Origin of the sequence: Streptomyces sp. R-07 (assembly GCF_049913175.1) — a bacterium.
Classification (GTDB): domain Bacteria; phylum Actinomycetota; class Actinomycetes; order Streptomycetales; family Streptomycetaceae; genus Streptomyces.
Genome location: NZ_CP183978.1, coordinates 5,630,593 through 5,646,822, shown reverse-complemented (window position 1 = coordinate 5,646,822; position 16,230 = coordinate 5,630,593). Strand labels below are relative to the sequence as shown.

The 16,230-nt window shown below is 71.0% G+C and carries 16 protein-coding genes and 1 pseudogene; 6 read left to right on the top strand and 11 right to left on the bottom strand.

What is annotated here, in order from left to right; genetic code table 11:
- Positions 1-113: 113 nt before the first annotated feature.
- The 3 genes and pseudogenes from ACN9M0_RS26075 to ACN9M0_RS26065 form a co-directional block, all read right to left on the bottom strand.
- Positions 114-896, bottom strand: a pseudogene (locus ACN9M0_RS26075) (phospholipase domain-containing protein); the annotation flags it as partial.
- A gap of 141 nt (positions 897-1,037) precedes the next feature.
- Positions 1,038-1,247 carry a zinc ribbon domain-containing protein gene (locus tag ACN9M0_RS26070; RefSeq protein WP_426404305.1) on the bottom strand — a complete coding sequence of 70 codons (210 nt, stop codon included), beginning with the start codon at positions 1,245-1,247 and terminating at the stop codon, positions 1,038-1,040.
- Positions 1,248-1,726: 479 nt separating this feature from the next.
- On the bottom strand, positions 1,727-2,659 hold the full coding sequence (locus ACN9M0_RS26065) for a hypothetical protein (protein ID WP_366035974.1): 933 nt from the start codon (positions 2,657-2,659) through the stop codon (positions 1,727-1,729).
- A gap of 166 nt (positions 2,660-2,825) precedes the next feature.
- On the opposite strand from ACN9M0_RS26065, the gene ACN9M0_RS26060 reads away from it, so the two are divergent.
- Both ACN9M0_RS26060 and ACN9M0_RS26055 read left to right on the top strand, forming a co-directional pair.
- Positions 2,826-3,359, top strand: coding sequence for a DUF6232 family protein (locus ACN9M0_RS26060; protein WP_399696016.1), 534 nt, complete (start codon positions 2,826-2,828; stop codon positions 3,357-3,359).
- The gene (locus ACN9M0_RS26055) at positions 3,356-3,703 is read left to right on the top strand and encodes a hypothetical protein (protein ID WP_366035976.1); all 348 of its coding nucleotides are present in this window, start codon (positions 3,356-3,358) and stop codon (positions 3,701-3,703) included. Before ACN9M0_RS26060 ends, ACN9M0_RS26055 begins: the two co-directional genes overlap by 4 nt.
- Here ACN9M0_RS26055 and ACN9M0_RS26050 read toward each other — a convergent pair.
- Positions 3,700-4,098, bottom strand: a complete 399-nt coding sequence (locus tag ACN9M0_RS26050) for an ATP-binding protein (RefSeq protein ID WP_366035977.1) — start codon at positions 4,096-4,098, stop codon at positions 3,700-3,702. The two genes, ACN9M0_RS26055 and ACN9M0_RS26050, sit on opposite strands and share 4 nt — an antisense overlap.
- A 113-nt stretch (positions 4,099-4,211) precedes the next feature.
- Here ACN9M0_RS26050 and ACN9M0_RS26045 point away from each other — a divergent pair, with 113 nt between their 5' ends.
- The gene (locus tag ACN9M0_RS26045; RefSeq protein ID WP_399696018.1) at positions 4,212-5,039 is read left to right on the top strand and encodes a helix-turn-helix domain-containing protein; all 828 of its coding nucleotides are present in this window, start codon (positions 4,212-4,214) and stop codon (positions 5,037-5,039) included.
- Positions 5,036-5,281, top strand: a complete 246-nt coding sequence (locus ACN9M0_RS26040; protein WP_426404304.1) for a DUF397 domain-containing protein — start codon at positions 5,036-5,038, stop codon at positions 5,279-5,281. Before ACN9M0_RS26045 ends, ACN9M0_RS26040 begins: the two co-directional genes overlap by 4 nt.
- On the opposite strand, the gene ACN9M0_RS26035 is transcribed toward ACN9M0_RS26040, so the two are convergent.
- Positions 5,278-6,276 carry a winged helix-turn-helix domain-containing protein gene (locus tag ACN9M0_RS26035; RefSeq protein WP_426404303.1) on the bottom strand — a complete coding sequence of 333 codons (999 nt, stop codon included), beginning with the start codon at positions 6,274-6,276 and terminating at the stop codon, positions 5,278-5,280. The genes ACN9M0_RS26040 and ACN9M0_RS26035 overlap by 4 nt on opposite strands.
- Before the next feature lie 130 nt (positions 6,277-6,406).
- Here ACN9M0_RS26035 and ACN9M0_RS26030 point away from each other — a divergent pair, with 130 nt between their 5' ends.
- Positions 6,407-7,336: a hypothetical protein gene (locus ACN9M0_RS26030; RefSeq protein ID WP_426404302.1), complete on the top strand. Its 930-nt coding sequence runs from the start codon at positions 6,407-6,409 to the stop codon at positions 7,334-7,336.
- A 74-nt stretch (positions 7,337-7,410) separates the two neighbouring features.
- Positions 7,411-7,845, top strand: a complete 435-nt coding sequence (locus ACN9M0_RS26025) for a hypothetical protein (protein WP_366035982.1) — start codon at positions 7,411-7,413, stop codon at positions 7,843-7,845.
- A gap of 107 nt (positions 7,846-7,952) precedes the next feature.
- On the opposite strand, the gene gatB is transcribed toward ACN9M0_RS26025, so the two are convergent.
- The 6 genes from gatB to ligA all read right to left on the bottom strand — a co-directional run bounded on the left by gatB (position 7,953) and on the right by ligA (position 16,225).
- Entirely contained in the window at positions 7,953-9,464 is a 1,512-nt protein-coding gene (gatB, locus tag ACN9M0_RS26020) for an Asp-tRNA(Asn)/Glu-tRNA(Gln) amidotransferase subunit GatB (protein WP_366035983.1), read from the bottom strand.
- Positions 9,465-9,479: 15 nt separating this feature from the next.
- Entirely contained in the window at positions 9,480-9,725 is a 246-nt protein-coding gene (locus ACN9M0_RS26015; RefSeq protein ID WP_366035984.1) for a hypothetical protein, read from the bottom strand.
- Positions 9,722-11,221, bottom strand: coding sequence for an Asp-tRNA(Asn)/Glu-tRNA(Gln) amidotransferase subunit GatA (gene gatA, locus ACN9M0_RS26010; RefSeq protein ID WP_399696022.1), 1,500 nt, complete (start codon positions 11,219-11,221; stop codon positions 9,722-9,724). Before gatA ends, ACN9M0_RS26015 begins: the two co-directional genes overlap by 4 nt.
- A 6-nt stretch (positions 11,222-11,227) precedes the next feature.
- Positions 11,228-11,524 (bottom strand): Asp-tRNA(Asn)/Glu-tRNA(Gln) amidotransferase subunit GatC, encoded by a 297-nt coding sequence (gatC, locus tag ACN9M0_RS26005; protein WP_015036350.1) that lies wholly within the window; start codon positions 11,522-11,524, stop codon positions 11,228-11,230.
- Between the two features lie 92 nt (positions 11,525-11,616).
- Positions 11,617-13,731, bottom strand: a complete 2,115-nt coding sequence (locus tag ACN9M0_RS26000) for a putative bifunctional diguanylate cyclase/phosphodiesterase (RefSeq protein WP_366035986.1) — start codon at positions 13,729-13,731, stop codon at positions 11,617-11,619.
- Between the two features lie 313 nt (positions 13,732-14,044).
- Positions 14,045-16,225 carry an NAD-dependent DNA ligase LigA gene (gene ligA / locus ACN9M0_RS25995; protein WP_366035987.1) on the bottom strand — a complete coding sequence of 727 codons (2,181 nt, stop codon included), beginning with the start codon at positions 16,223-16,225 and terminating at the stop codon, positions 14,045-14,047.
- Positions 16,226-16,230 lie beyond the last annotated feature (5 nt).

Genomic DNA, 16,230 nt, shown 5'->3' with positions numbered 1-16,230 from the left:
ACTGTCGCAGCCAAACGTGATCGTTTGCCCCTTTCGTGTCGATGCTCACAGGTATGGGCGGGGACTCGGGACTTCCGTCCCGGACCCCCGCCCACCCGGGTCACCGTGGGTGCTCAGCCGGAGACGCCGGCGCGGCCGTTCTCGATGTGGCCCATGAGGCGGCGGCGGAAGCCACCGGGTGCGGTCACCTCGAGGTCGTACCAGCCGTGCGCGTCGGCGGCCGAGTGGACGACGGTACGGGTCTTCCCGGGCTTCACGGTGACGGTGCGGGTCCAGTCGGCGAGGTCGTCCTCGTCCACGTACCGAGCGGCCTGAGGTCGAAGGCGAGCGGGGCGGATCCGGTGTTCCGGACGGTGAGGTGCAGGTCGCGGTCGTGGTGGTCGACCCGGGTGGCGAGCTCGGCGCCGCCCGCCGCGGGGCCCTCGAACTCGCGCCGGAAGCCGTTGGGGCCGGTGATCGTGAAGCGGTAATGATCACCCGGAACGGGGACGGTCCACTCCCCCTCCCCCCTGACGTCCTGGTGCTGCGGGACGGTGAACTCGCCCGCGTACGGGTAGCGCGCGAAGTGCGCGCTCGCCTTCCCCGTGTTGCGGAGCGCGACCGTCACGGAACCGGCACCGGTCGTCGCGGAGGCGTCCGGCTGGTACGGCAGCGGGCGGGCGGGGCGGACGCCGGGCTCCTGGACGGGCATCCGCTGCGCGGCCGGCGGCTGGGGCCGCCAGCGGCCGGTGAAGGGCGGGATCGGGCCGGGCTGCTCGACGGCCGGCGGGTCCGGTGGAAGTCGAAGGCGGAGGTGAGGTCGCCGGTGACGGTCCGCCGCCAGGGGGTGATGTGGGGCTCCTCGATCCCGGTCAGCTCCTCCAGGAGGAGATCACGAAGGTGTGGTCGAAGGTCTCGGGCGGAGAGCTCGATGTTGTTGTCGGTCACCTTCTCAGCCGTGCGAGCCGAGCTTGCGCGCTCGGCCGTGCACACTTCGTCGCGCCCCCGACTGCCTCCTACGACAGGACGGTCACGGGTCGCATCCACCCTCCCCACGTTCAAGGGGAGGGTGCGGGTGCGGTGACGAACACCCACGCCGAGCGTGCGCGGTCGCGCACGTTGACCCCGGCGACGACGTCGGCCGGGCCAGCGAGCCCGCACCGACGACAGCCGAACTGGTCCCGAGTGAGCCGGTTGGCTCGTTCGGTGTGCCCACAGCGCGGACAATGCTGCGAGGTATAGGCAGCGTCCACTTCGATGAACGGCACCCCGGCCTTCCTTGCTTTGTAAGCGAGGTGCTGTCCGAGCTGGTGGAACGGCCACGATCAGGAACCACTTCCCGCCACGCCGGATCAGGTCGCTCTCGCCCTTTCGGTAGGCGACCAGCGTGGCGAGCTGACTGGAGGAGCAGGCAGAGCGGATCCCCTTCGACCGCCCGTCCACGGTCCAGATCGACACCGTACGCGCGTCGTACCGCCCCTTCTTTCCCTTGGCGAAGGCAACCTGTGAGGTGTAGGTGGCAGCCTGGTTGCACGCGCGCAGGGTCGCCTCAAGCGCCAACGCCTGCCCGGGCGTCGGCAGCAACTTCACCTGCACGCCCAGCTTCATGACTTCGGACCGTAGTGCGACCGGCACGTGCGTGACCGCCCTTTACCCGACAATCACCGCACTCAGCGACGTCACGGACAATCGTTGGACCTTCGCTTCCGGCCACGAACGTCCGCCCGCCACCGCGCCCCCCTGAGCGTCAGGTCCCGGTCGGGATGACGCAGTGACCGGGGCCGCCCGGGAGGACGCGCTTCTCGTCGTACATCTCGTACATGTCGACGCGAGCCCCCTTGGCCGCCTCTCCCGCCTTCCACCGCCCCTCGGCGAAGAGCGGGTGGAGGTAGCCGTCCTTCGGCGCCGAGCAGTCGTGGTTGCCGACCTCGCTCGCGTACGCGCCCAGGACGAGCTTCCCGCCCCTCGACGTGACCGTGAACTGGCGCCGTACGGCGATCCGCGCCACCTCGGGGACGCCCGGGAGCACGTCGTGGCCGACATCTGCCCGCACCAGCGGGTAGACGAAGGCGTAGTCGACGTGGACCACCAGCTCCCCCGCCGCCGAGACCTCGTAGGTCATCGCGCCCCGCGTCCTGATGCCGGTCTCGGCCGCGTACACCTCTTGGGGATCGAAGTGGGTGACCATGTCCTTCCGGACGGCGGCGCCGGCTCCGCGCGGATCGAGCAGGGCGAGCGCCGCCGCGGGCTCGGCGCCTGCCAGGGTCTCCTCCGAGAGGTTGGTCTCGACGAGCAGGGTCTTCACGTCCTCCAACACGGCGCTGATGTCCTTCGCGGTGAGCCCGCCGGACGGCATGGCCACGGGGACGTGGATTCCGTCGGCGTCTTCCTCCCAGCCGACCGCGGGCGAGTTCCGGAACGGCATGTCGACCGTGTACGGCCATTCCAGGGGCCAGACCTCCTCACGGAGCGCCCCCGCGCCGAACGGCTCGTACGGCGGCCGCTCCCCCTCCGTCACGTCGGCCAGCCAGAACCCGAACCCGCCGAGGAGCAGCACCCCGGCACCGGCCGCCAGCGCGACCTTGCGGCGCCGTACCGTCCGGTCGCGCCGCAGCGCCTCCTCGCGTCCCGGATCGTTCGCCTGCGCGCGCAGCCGAGCGACGTAGTCCGTGGGTTCCACCGACACTTCCTGTCCCCTCCCCTGCCCCGCCAGGCTCGGCAGAGCGGAGCGGAGCCTCTCACATGGCGGCGCGGCCCGTCATCGGGGATTTCCCTTGCTGACCGGCGGGGTTCGCGAGCATCCTGAGCGCGACGCACGGCCACGGCGCTGCATGAGGGGAAGTCGTATGGCCAGACGCAAGGTCATCAGGGTCGAGGTCAGCAAGCGGGTTCTCTGGATCGGTGCCGAGGCGTACCCCCTGCAGAACATCGCCCGGGCCACGACGGTCAAGATCAAGCCCGAGCGTGCGAAGGCCGTGGGGCGCTTCCTGAAGTACGTGCTGATCACGGCGCTCCTGGCGGCCGGCGGGCTCGCCGTCGCCCAGCACGGTGAGGTGTCGAGCAGCGACCGGGAGCTGATCACCCAGGGGGTGACCGTGACCGCGAGCGTGCTCGGGGCGGCCTTCCTCCTCCAGCTGATCCTCGTCCTGATCACGAAGACGTACTACGCGCTGGTCATCGAGACCTCGGGCAACCCGCGCACGCTGCTGGCCAGCGTGGACCGCAACGAGGTGCACGAGCTCGTGCGCGACATCATGCGGGCCATCGACGACCCGGCCTTCCCCGGCTTCGTCAAGCAGATGACCACCTACAACATCGGCAGCATGCGGGACTTCTACAACGCGTCCGGTGCGGGCAGCGTGGGGAGGATGGGGCAGTGACCGGCAACGGTGAGTTCCACATCAGCAACATGCGCGACTTCTACAACGCGTCCGGGGACGGGGCCGTCGGCCGGATCGAGAACAACCAGCAGGCCGCGCAGGACCCGCAGGTCGTCTACGAGGCCGTGATCCGCGCGATCGAGACCCTCCGGGGTCAGGTGTCCGCCGAGGACCGCATGGTCCTCGACGCGTCCCTGGAGACCATCCGCGAGGGCGACGACGCACCGCCCGGCGCCTTCCGCCGGGCGCTCGGCACGGTCTCCGGCGTCGCCGCCCTCGTCGGCGAGGTCGGCGTCCCGGTGGCGGAGGCGGTCCGCCGACTCCTCGGGCTGCTTGCCGGCTAGGGACACGAGGACGCGAACTCGCACCAGACGATCTTGCCGGGGTTGCGCGTGCCCACGCCCCAGCGGTCCGCGAGGGCACCCACGAGGAGGAGGCCCCTGCCCGACTCGCCGGAGGGCTCGCGGGCGGCCGGGGTGCCGTCGCCGCTGTCGTGGACCTCGATACGGAGGGGGCCGGGGCGCTCCAGGTAGAGGTGGAGGCGGTAACCGCGGCCGGGCGGCACACCGTGGAGCAGCGCGTTGGTGGCGAGCTCGCTCACGCACACCAGTACGTCGTCCGCGCGTCCGTCCAGCCCCCAGTCGGCCAGCGCCTTGCGGGTGAAGTCGCGGGCGAGGGGCACGGATCGGCGTTCACGACGGTAGAAGGCCTCGCGGAACAGGGGGAGTCGGTCGCTCATGGCGATCACGGTGACGTCTCGCGCCCCACGCGCCCCAGGGCATCGAGCCGTACAAATTCTTTGTACGGGGCCGGAACGCGTCGAGTACGTACGGAGCGGGGAAGGCACCGATCATGCAGCGCGGCACGAACTCCAGGAAGAAGGTCCCCTCATGGGAAGTGGTCGGCGCCCTGGTGGCGCTTTATCGGAAGCAAGCAGGCCTGACCCAGCCCCAGTTGGCCACCCAGGCGTGCGTGGCGCTGGAGACGCTGGGCTCGATCGAGCAGGGGCGCCGGGCGCTGCGGCTCGGGCTCGCGGGTGAGCTGGACGGCATCCTGAACACGGGCGGCGCGCTGGCGGTGGCGGTCGGGAAGGCACCGAAGAAGGAGCGGTATCCGGCGTTCGCCCAGGAGTTCATCGAGCTGGAGGCGCAGGCGCTCAGCCTTTGTTCGTATCAGAACGGGGTGGTCCCCGGCCTGCTTCAGACCGCCGAATACGCCCGCGCGGTCTTCGACTGCCTGTATCCGCCGATCACTCCACAGGAGGCGGAGGACCGGATGCTCGACCGGCTCGATCGCCAGGGGATCTTCGAGCAAACGCCGTGGCCGCCGATGATGTCCTTCCTCCTGAACGAATCCATCCTGGAGCAGCCCATCGGCGGACGCGAGGTGCTTCGAGGGCAGATCCTCCATCTGCGCGAGATGGCCGAACTCCCCTTCCTCGCTCTTCAGATCATCCCGAAGTCACGGACGAGACATGCTGGACTCGCCGGGCCCATGGTGCTCGTGGAAACACCCGCTCACGATCACGTCGCCTACATCGAGGGGCAGCGGGTGAGCTTCCTCATCGACGACCCCGACGAGGTCGGCATCCTCCAGGCCAAATATGGAATGCTGCGGTCACAGGCCCTGACGCCCGAGGACACCATGGGCCTGCTGGAGCACCTGGCAGGAGTGACATGAGCGCAGCAGAACTTTCATGGTTCAAGTCCAGCTACAGCAGTGACGAAGGCGGCGACTGCCTCGAAGTCGCCTACGACTGGCGCAAGTCCACCTACAGCGGCGACGAGGGCGGCAACTGCGTCGAGGTGGCCGCCCACCCCGCCGCCGTGCACGTCCGGGACTCCAAGCTCGGCGAGACCAGCCCCGTCTTCAGCATCTCCCCCACCGCCTGGGGCACCTTCGTCGCCCGGGCGGCCTCCTAGACGGACAGGCGGACGTTGCGGCCCTCAAGGAGTGCGCGGCCCAGCTTGGTGACCGTGTGCAGGGTCGTGTTGCGGTGGCGGTGGCTGGAAACCAGTGCCGCCTCCCGCAGGGCCGCGACATGGCGGCTGGCGTTGGGTGCGGTGGTGCCCGCGCGGCGGGCGAGCTGGCCCGTCGTGGCGGCGCCGTCCGCGAGGGCGGCCAGCAGGACGGCCCGCGTCGGGCCGATCAGCGCCGCCAGCGGCCGTCCGTCCGCCGGCCCCACCTCCGGCGTGGCCCAGTGGGGCTCGTGTTCGATCGGGTGGACGAGGACCGGGGGGAGGGTCGGGTCGGCGAACGTCGTCGGGGCGTGGCGGCAGAAGAACGACGGCTGGAGCAGCAGGCCACGGCCGCCGAGGTAGAGGTCCTGGTCGACGGGGAAGGCGAGCCGGAGCACCGGGTACTCCCAGCGCGCCGACGGGTGGAGCGTGCTGAGGAGCGCGTCCCAGCCTCCCTCCACGAGCACCGCCGAGCGGCGCGCCGTGTCCCGGCTCACCTGCGCCCAGATCCGCTCCCAGAACGGACCGAGCACGGTGTCGACGTACGCGTGCGCCGCGTCGGCCAGCCTGCCCACCGCCCCGGACTCCCCCGCCAGCAGCTCACGGCGGCAGATGACCGGCAGGCGCCGCTTGGGGTTCTGGATGTCGAACTCCCGTAAATCCTTGGTCACCTGACGCAGGGGTGTGGAGCGCAGCGCCTCCAGACGGTCGCCGAGGCCCCCGCCCACCGCCGGGGTCAGGAAGTCCACCGAGTACCCGACGGGCGGCGCGAGTGCCGTCAACAACCGTGTGGTCGCGGGCACTCGGGGCAGCGACTCCCGCAGCCATGGGCCCAGGAGCACACCCGAGTCCCGTCTTCGCAGCCGGTACAGGCTCATGAGCATCTCCCACATCGGGTCGGGTCCCGTGGCGATCCTGATCCGCCCCAGGTCTTCCCCCGTGAAGTGAATGCGCAGCATCTCAACCCCTTCGACCAGGGCAATTACGTTCCAGCGCACGGACGTTCACGAAACTCCCCCGGTGATCGCAGACTCTGAACCGTTCGATTTACGGACCAGCTCACTCACCAACAGAACGGGGGAAGGCAAAATGCCCGAGATCCTGGCGAAGCAGCGTCGTCGCGGGCGTGTCCCGTCGCGGCGGCTCGTTCACGCGATCGCCGCCGGGATGGTTCTCGCCGTATCCGCCGGGTGTTCCGGTTCGACCCCGGCGCCCGCCACGGCAGCGAGGCCGACGACCTCCTCGAACCCCGCCGAGCTGACCGCGCTGCACCGGCTGCCGCCCGTCACCGGCCTGCTGTTCACCCCGCAGCCGCGTGCCACCGAGGCGCAGCAGAAGGTCGCCATCGCCTGCATGGCCGAACGGGGCTACCGCTACGCCCCCGTCCCCCCGCCCAGGACCTCGGGCGCCGACGAGCGCCCGCAGCCCTTCGGCCTGGAGTCCACGTCGCCCCGGCGCGCGACCCCCACCGCGCCCTCCGAGGCGCCGCCCAAGCCCGGCAGCCCGGAGAGCACCGACGCGTACGCGCGGGCGCTCTTCGGCGACGAGGCCAAGCGGGTCAAGGCCATGGGCGCACGGTTGAGCGTCTCCCGGCCGGGCAACGGCTGTCTCGCCGAAGCGGAGACGCGGCTGCTCGGCGACGGCCGGATGCGCTGGCTCCAGGTGCGGATCCTGCTCTTCGAGGCGCAGGAGCAGGCACGCAAGGACGTGGAGAAGGACTCGGCGTTCCGCACGGCGACCACGCGCTGGCGAGAGTGCATGGACCGGGCCAAGGTCAAGGCCGAGGATCCCGTACGGGTGCAGATGTCGCTGCGCTCGGACGCGGACCGGAGGAGCAGCCCCGTCGCCGCGGCGGACCTGCGCTGCAAGACGGAGACCGGCTATCTGGCCACGGCGTACCACCGGCTCGCCGCCGTCCAGCAGCGCTGGCTGGACGCGCACCCCGACGTCGGCCGGGACTTCGAGAAGCTGTCGGCCCGCCAGGACAAGGCGGCCGGCGAGGTGCTGACCACCAGCTGACCACCACAGTCTTCCGTTCCTGAGCCCAGGAACGGATGTTCCCCGACAATCCCGCAAACGAAAGAGAGATTGACATGGCCATGTCTAGGAAGTTCGCCGCCGTCGCCGGCGCCACCGCGCTCCTCGTGGGCGGCGGCATCGCGACCGCGTCGACCGCGTCGGCCGGCCCCAGCTGTCCCTCGGGCTACCACTGCCTCTTCGAGGGCAGCATCGGGTCCTCCGTGCACAACTACTTCAACAGCGACAACGACTTCAGGAACGACTACTTCACCAGCGGTCACGTCGTGAACGACAACTCGTGGTCGGCCAGCAACTCCAGCACCGGCGGCTACGAGAGCCACTACTACTACGACCCCGGCTACGTGAACCTCGACTTCTGCGTGAATCCGGGCAGCTACGTGACCCACGACCGGCTGTCGGACGACTTCGTGGACGGCAACGGCTACGGCCAGCGCGACGAGGCCAGCTCCCTGCAGCTGCTGCCGACCACGTCGATCTCCTGCTTCTGATCCGCACACCCGCACCAAGGGCCCCGCACTGAAGGCCCGCACAAAGAGGCGGCCCCGCACCGGACATCCGGTGCGGGGCCGCCCCCTTGAGCCGTACGAGAACGGGATCAGCCCTCGCTGACGCCCAGCTTCTCCAGGATCAGGTCCTTGACCTTCGCCGCGTCCGCCTGGCCCCGGGTGGCCTTCATGACCGCGCCGACCAGGGCGCCGACCGCCGCGACCTTGCCGCCGCGGATCTTGTCGGCGATGGCCGCGTTGCCCGCGATGGCCTCGTCGACCGCCGTGCCGAGCGCGCCGTCGTCGGAGACGACCTTCAGACCGCGCTTCTCGACGACCTCGTCCGGGGTGCCCTCGCCGGCGAGGACGCCCTCGATGACCTGACGGGCCAGCTTGTCGTTCAGGTCGCCGGAGGCGACCAGGGCCGACACACGGGCCACGTCGGACGCCGTGATGGACAGCTCCTCCAGGGAGACGCCCTGCTCGTTGGCGTTACGGGCCAGCTCGCCCATCCACCACTTGCGGGCCGAGGCCGCGTCCGCGCCCGCCTCGGTCGTGGCGACGATCGCGTCGACCGCGCCCGCGTTGAGGATGGCCTGCATCTCCACCTCGGAGACGCCCCACTCCTCGCGGAGCCGGTTGCGGCGCACGCGGGGAAGCTCGGGCAGGCCCTTCCGCAGTTCCTCGACCCACTCGCGGGCCGGGGCGACCGGCACCAGGTCCGGCTCGGGGAAGTAGCGGTAGTCCTCGGCGTTGTCCTTGATGCGGCCCGAGGTGGTGGAGCCGTCGTCCTCGTGGAAGTGACGGGTCTCCTGCACGATCGTGCCACCGGCGGTGAGCACGGCCGCGTGCCGCTGGATCTCGAAGCGCGCAGCCCGCTCCACCGAACGGAGCGAGTTGACGTTCTTCGTCTCCGAGCGGGTGCCGAAGGTCTTGGTGCCGTTGCGGCGCAGCGACAGGTTCACGTCGCAGCGCATCTGGCCCTTGTCCATGCGCGCCTCGGAGACGCCCAGGGCGCGGATCAGCTCGCGCAGCTCGGCGACGTACGCCTTGGCGACCTCGGGGGCCCGCTCGCCCGCGCCCTCGATCGGCTTGGTGACGATCTCGATGAGCGGGATGCCGGCCCGGTTGTAGTCGAGCAGCGAGTGCGAGGCGCCGTGGATGCGGCCGGTCGCGCCACCGATGTGGGTGGACTTGCCGGTGTCCTCCTCCATGTGGGCGCGCTCGATCTCCACGCGGAAGATCTCGCCGTCCTCCAGCTGGACGTCCAGGTAGCCGTTGAAGGCGATCGGCTCGTCGTACTGGGAGGTCTGGAAGTTCTTCGGCATGTCCGGATAGAAGTAGTTCTTCCGGGCGAAGCGGCACCACTCGGCGATCTCGCAGTTGAGCGCGAGACCGATCTTGATGGCGGACTCGACGCCGATCGCGTTGACCACCGGCAGCGAGCCGGGCAGGCCGAGGCAGGTCGGGCAGGTCTGCGAGTTCGGGTCCGCGCCCAGCTCGGTCGAGCAGCCGCAGAACATCTTCGTCTTCGTGCCGAGCTCGACATGGACCTCCAGGCCCATGACGGGGTCGTACTCGGCGAGCGCCGCTTCGTACGACAGCAGTTCAGTGACAGTCACGGTGGAACTTCCCTCTCAGCCCAGCAGGACGTCGTCGTCGCCGAGCCGCTTCAGCTCGCGGTACAGGATGGCGAGGCCGGTGACGATGGCGGCGGCGGACACGACGGCGTCGACGAGCTTGAGCGTGTCGTGCTCGGCGCGGGCCTTCTTGATCTGCTTCGTCACCGCGATGGCGCCGAAAGCAGTGGTGCCCATGGACAGGTACGTGCCGGTCTTGGACTTCTTGAAGCCCTTGGCCTTCTGCAGTGCACTGGTACTCACAGCGACGGAGCCTCCTCGAGCAGGGGGTGGCCCCACTTTTCCACGAAGGCGGCCTCGACGGCGGCGCCGACCTTGTACAGCCGGTCGTCCTTCATGGCGGGGGCGATGATCTGCAGACCGACCGGGAGACCGTCCTCGGGCGCGAGGCCGCAGGGCAGCGACATGGCGGCGTTGCCGGCCAGGTTGGTCGGGATGGTGCACAGGTCCGCGAGGTACATCGCCATCGGGTCGTCGGCGCGCTCGCCGATCGGGAAGGCGGTGGTGGGGGTCGTCGGGGAGACGATGACGTCCACCTCCTCGAAGGCCTTCTCGAACTCGCGGGTGATGAGGGTGCGGACCTTCTGCGCCGAGCCGTAGTACGCGTCGTAGTAGCCGGAGCTCAGCGCGTACGTACCGAGGATGATGCGGCGCTTGACCTCGTCGCCGAAGCCGGCCTCACGGGTGAGGGCGGTGACGTCCTCGGCGGACCGCGTGCCGTCGTCGCCGATCCGCAGGCCGTAGCGCATGGCGTCGAAGCGGGCCAGGTTGGAGGAGCACTCCGACGGCGCGATCAGGTAGTACGCCGAGAGGGCGAGGTCGAAGGTCGGGCAGTCCAGCTCGACGATCTCGGCACCCAGCGACTTCAGCAGCTCGACGGACTCGTCGAAGCGCTGCACGACACCGGCCTGGTAGCCCTCGCCGCGGAACTGCTTGACGACGCCGACGCGCATGCCGGCGACCGAGCCGTTCCGCGCGGCCTCGACGACCGGCGGGACCGGGGCGTCGATGGAGGTCGAGTCGAGCGGGTCGTGCCCGGCGATCGCCTCGTGGAGGAGGGCCGCGTCCAGGACCGTGCGGGCGCAGGGGCCGCCCTGGTCCAGGGAGGAGGAGAAGGCCACCATGCCGAAGCGGGAGACGCCGCCGTAGGTCGGCTTGACGCCGACGGTGCCGGTGACGGCGGCGGGCTGGCGGATGGAGCCGCCGGTGTCCGTGCCGATGGCGAGCGGGGCCTCGTACGCGGCGAGGGCGGCCGAGGAGCCGCCGCCGGAGCCGCCGGGGATCCGGGTCAGGTCCCAGGGGTTGCCGGTCGGACCGTAGGCGCTGTTCTCCGTGGAGGAGCCCATCGCGAACTCGTCCATGTTGGTCTTGCCGAGGATGACGACGTCGGCGGCCTTGAGGTTCTTGACCAGGGTCGCGTCGTACGGCGGGATCCAGCCCTCGAGGATCTTCGAGCCCACGGTGGTCGGCATGCCGACGGTGGTGAAGATGTCCTTGAGCGCGAGCGGCACACCGGCGAGCGGGCCGAGCTTCTCGCCCCGGGCGCGCTTCTCGTCGACGGCGCGGGCCTGGGCGAGGGCGCCCTCGCGGTCGACGTGCAGGAAGGCGTGGACCTTCTCGTCGACGGCCTCGATGCGGGCGAGGTGGGCCTCGGTGACCTCGACGGCGGTGAGCTCGCCGGCGGCGATCTTCCCGGCGATCTCGGCCGCGGTGAGCTTGATGATGTTGTTGTCCGTCATGACTTCTTAGTCCTCCCCCAGGATCTGCGGCACCTTGAAACGCTGCTGCTCCTGGGCCGGGGCGCCGGAGAGCGCCTGCTCGGGGGTGAGCGACGGACGGACCTCGTCCGCGCGCATGACATTGGTCAGCGGCAGCGGGTGAGAGGTCGGCGGTACGTCTTGGTCGGCGACCTCGGAGACGCGGGCGACCGCGCCGATGATGTCGTCGAGCTGGCCGGCGAAGTGATCGAGTTCTTCGCCCTTCAGCTCCAGACGCGCCAGCCGTGCGAGGTGGGCGACCTCCTCGCGCGTGATGCCAGGCATGCGGATCCTCACGGGGTGAGCTTGATGGTGTCGAACCATCCTATGGCTCCGGTGCCGCTGCCCGTGCCCCCAACCCGGCTCCGGTCCGGCCGTTACGGGACGACCTGGCCCGAGGGGTGGTCCAGGTCGACCTGGGCGGCGATGTCGGCGGGGCGGCGCCAGCCGTGTTCGCCGCGGGCCAGGAGCCAGGCGGTGGCCTCGCCGGGCGGCATGGCGGCGGCGACCAGCCAGCCCTGGACGGCGTCGCAGCCCAGGTCACGCAGGCGCTCCCAGGTCTCGTCGTCCTCGACGCCCTCGGCGACGACGAGGAGGCCGAGCGAGTGGGCGAGGTCGACGGTGCAGCGGACGATCTCGGCGTCCTCGGTGTCGACGGCGAGCCGGGCCACGAAGGAGCGGTCGATCTTCAGTTCGCTGACGGGCAGCCGGCGCAGATGGACGAGGGAGGAGTAGCCGGTGCCGAAGTCGTCGAGGGACATCTTGACGCCGTGGCCGGTGAGGCCGTTCAGCGTGTCGGCGGCCCGCTGGGGGTCCTCCAGGAGCACGTGCTCCGTTATCTCCAGCTGGAGGGCGCCGGCCGGGACGCCGTGGCGGGCGAGCCGGGCGGCGACGGCGCCGGCGAAGCCGGGGGTGTGGACGTCGCGCGGCGAGACGTTGACGGCGACGGGGACGTTGAGGCCCTGGGCGCGCCAGCGGGCGACCTGGGCGAGGGCGGTCTCCAGGACGTACTCGGTGAGGTGGGGCATCAGGCCGGAGGACTCGGCGATGGCGATGAACTCGTCCGGCGGGACCTTGCCGCGCTCCGGGTGGACCCAGCGGACGAGCGCCTCCAGGCCGGCGACCTGGCCGTCGAAGCGGACCTTGGGCTGGTAGTGGAGTTCGACCTCGCCGGCGTCGAGGGCGCGGCGGAGGTCGCCGAGGAGGCCGAGCCGGTCGGGGGTGTTGGAGTCGCGCTTGGACTCGTAGACCTCGACGCCGGTGCGGTCGCGCTTGGCCTGGTACATGGCGACGTCGGCGCGGCGCAGCAGGCCCTCGGCGTCCAGGGCGTGGTCGGGGAAGACGGCGACGCCGGCGCTGGCCTCCAGGACGAGGGTGAGCCCGTCGAGGTCGAGCGGGGAGGACAGCTCGGCGACGAGGTGGCGGGCGACGCGCTGGGCGCTGGTGGTGGAGTCTGCGGTGGGCAGCAGGACGGCGAACTCGTCGCCGCCGAGCCGGGCGGCCTCGGCGCCGCGGGGCAGCGCGAGGCGGAGGCGTTCGGCGATCTGGAGGAGCAGCCGGTCGCCGGCGAGGTGCCCGAGGGTGTCGTTGACCGAGCGGAAGCGGTCGAGGTCGATGAGGACGAGGGCGGCGCGGGCCCCTTCGCCCTCGGCCTCCTCCAGGGCGGTCCAGGCCCGCTCCAGGAGCCACTGGCGGTTGGGGAGCCCGGTGAGCGGGTCGCGGAGCTGTTCCTCGGCGCGGGCGCGGGCGATCCAGAGGGTGGAGTCGAGGGCGATGAGGGGGACGGCGAAGAGCGGCAGGAGGATCGGCCGGGTGGCGGCGACGACGCAGATGAGCGGGGCGATGCCGAGGAGGGCGACGGCGACGAGGCCCTGCCGGAGGAGGGCGGTGCGGGCGATGGTGGGCAGTCCGCGGCCCTGGGGGGCGAGCGTGTACCACAGGACGAGGCGGGTGACCACGAGGTAGGTGCCCGCGGCGAGGACGACTTCCGGGAGGTCCCCGATCGTCCAGTCGAGGGGCTGCCAGGGCTGGTCGACGGTCGGTACGTCTCCGAAGAGCGCGAGGACGAGGGCGGCGGCGCCGACCCCGAGGATGTCGGCGGCGCCGTGCAGGAGGCTCTGGCGCCAGCGGTGCCGGCGGGCGGCGCCGACCAGGGCGACGACGGTCAGCGAGACGAGTCCGGCGGGCACCCAGCCGTACAGCAGGAGGACGGCGAGGGTGAGGGCGCCTCCGGAGCCGGTGCCGCCCCACCAGCGGTCCCGGCCGAGGGCGACCAGGTGGCCGACGATGAGGCCGGTGAGGACGGCGAGGGACCAGCCGGCGACGCCGCCGGGGAAGAGTCCGTGGCCGGCGCTGAGGGCTCGCTGGAGCCCGGCGACGAGCACGACGGCTGCGATGGCCACCACGGCTGCGGGCAGCCGGGAGGGAAAGCCCAGGGGGACCACACGGCCGTGCGGCCGTGGGACCGGGGCGGCGCTCTCGGTCGGTTCCATTCCCGTCCCTCTCACAGGCGGCGGTGCCGTCGGTGTGCGATGGGCCGCGGTGACGCGGCCGTCCGTCGTCCGGCCCGTCGTCCGGCCTGCGGCCGCCGGCAGGCGGCCGCTCCCGGTGTCATGGGGCCGTTGTCCTGGCGCCACGCCGGCAGAGCCCCCGGGCGGGCGTGCAGGACTGGACGCACGGTCACCACACTAGGCCGCCGAGGGCTTCGACGGGCAGCGCTCTCCCTCTCTTGCCCGAATGAGACCCGGCCACCCGTAACGATCTGGTATGCGCCGAACGGGTGAGCTTCCGGTGGCCGCCCGGGGGCTATTCGGCGACGGGCACCGCGGCCTCCCGAGCCGCCTCGGGCCCCTGTTCGAGCAGGACGGAGAAGCCTTCCTCGTCCAGAACCGGAACCTTCAGCTGCATCGCCTTGTCGTACTTCGAACCAGGGTTTTCACCGACCACCACGAAGGCGGTCTTCTTCGAAACGGAACCGGTCACCTTCGCTCCGAGCCGCTGGAGCGACTCTTTTGCGCCATCCCTGGTGAACTTCTCCAGGGTGCCGGTCACCACCACCGTCAGACCTTCCAGCGGACGGGGTCCCACATCCTCGCCGGCGCCCTCGTCCTCCAGGCTGACCCCGGCGGCGCGCCACTTGCGCACGATCTCGCGGTGCCACTCCTCCGAGAACCACTGCTTCACCGCGGCCGCGATGATCCCGCCGACCCCGTCGACGGCCGCCAGCTCCTCCTCGCTCGCCTGCTCGATCCGCTCCAGCGAGCGGAACTCACGGGCCAGCGCCTCGGCCGCCACCGGCCCCACGTGCCGGATCGACAGACCGTTGATGAAGCGGGCGAGCGGGCGCGTCTTCGCCGCCGCGATGTTCTCCAGCATGGCGAGCGCGTTCTTCTTCGGCTCGCCCTTCTGGTTGGCGAATACCGTGACGATCTTCTCCTCGCCGGTCTTCGGGTCCCGCCGGGGCAGCCCGCTGTCCGGGTCGAGGACGTACGCCTTGATCGGAAGCAGCTGCTCGATGGTGAGGTCGAAGAGGTCGCCCTCGTCCGCGAGCGGGGGCTCGGAGGGCTCCAGGGGGCGGGTGAGCGCCGCCGCGGCCACCGCGCCGAAGTTCTCGATGTCCAGGCACTGCCGCCCGGCCAGGAAGAAGAGCCGCTCGCGGAGCTGGGCCGGGCAGGTCCGGGCGTTCGGGCAGCGGAGGTCGATGTCGCCCTCCTTCATCGGCTTCAGCGGCGTCCCGCACTCCGGGCACTCGGCGGGCATCACGAACTCCCGCTCGGTGCCGTCCCGCAGGTCGGCGACCGGACCGAGGATCTCCGGGATCACGTCGCCGGCCTTGCGCAGCACGACGGTGTCGCCGATGAGGACACCCTTGGCCTTCACCACCTCCTGGTTGTGGAGGGTGGCGAACTCGACCTCGGAGCCCGCGACCGTGACCGGCTCGACCTGCGCGTACGGCGTGACGCGCCCGGTCCTGCCGACGCCGACCTTGATGTCGACCAGCTTGGTGTTGACCTCCTCCGGCGCGTACTTCCAGGCGATCGCCCAGCGCGGGGCGCGCGCGGTGGAGCCGAGGCGGCCCTGGAGCGGGATCTCGTCGAGCTTGACGACGACCCCGTCGATCTCGTGCTCCACGGAGTGACGGTTCTCCCCGAAGTACGCGATGAACTCGCGCACGCCGTCGAGCGAGTCGACCACCTTGTTGTGCCGGGCGGTGGGCAGGCCCCACTCGTGGAGCAGTGCGTACGTCTCCGAGAGCCGGGCGATGTCGAAGCCCTCGCGGGCGCCGATGCCGTGGACGACCATGTGGAGCGGGCGCGAGGCGGTGACCTTCGGGTCCTTCTGCCGGAGCGAACCGGCCGCCGCGTTGCGCGGGTTGGCGAAGGGCTTGTCACCGGCCTCCACCAGGCGGGCGTTGAGCCCCTCGAAGGCCTCCATCGGGAAGTAGACCTCGCCGCGGATCTCCACGAGGTCGGGGATCCGCTCCCCGCGCAGGCGCTCGGGGATGTCGGCGATCGTCCGGACGTTGGGCGTGATGTCCTCGCCGGTGCGGCCGTCGCCGCGGGTGGCGGCCCGGGTCAGCCGCCCGTGCTCGTAGGTGAGGTTGACCGCGAGGCCGTCGACCTTCAGCTCGCACAGGTAATGGAAGTCGGGGGTGCCGACGTCCCGCGCGACCCGCTCGGCCCAGGTGGCCAGCTCCTCCTCGTCGAAGGCGTTGTCCAGGGAGAGCATCCGCTCCCGGTGCTCGACGGAGGTGAACTCGGTCTCGTACTGCCCGGCGACCTTCTGGGTCGGCGAGTCCGGGGTCCGCAGCTCCGGGTACTCCTCCTCCAGCGCTTCGAGCGCGCGCAGGAGCTTGTCGAAGTCGCCGTCGCTGATGACCGGCTGGTCCTTCACGTAGTACCGGAAGCGGTGCTCCTCGACCTGCTCGGCGAGCTCGGCGTGCTTCTCCCGTGCCTCGGCGGGCAGGGCCCCCTGTTCGACTGCCACCGTTT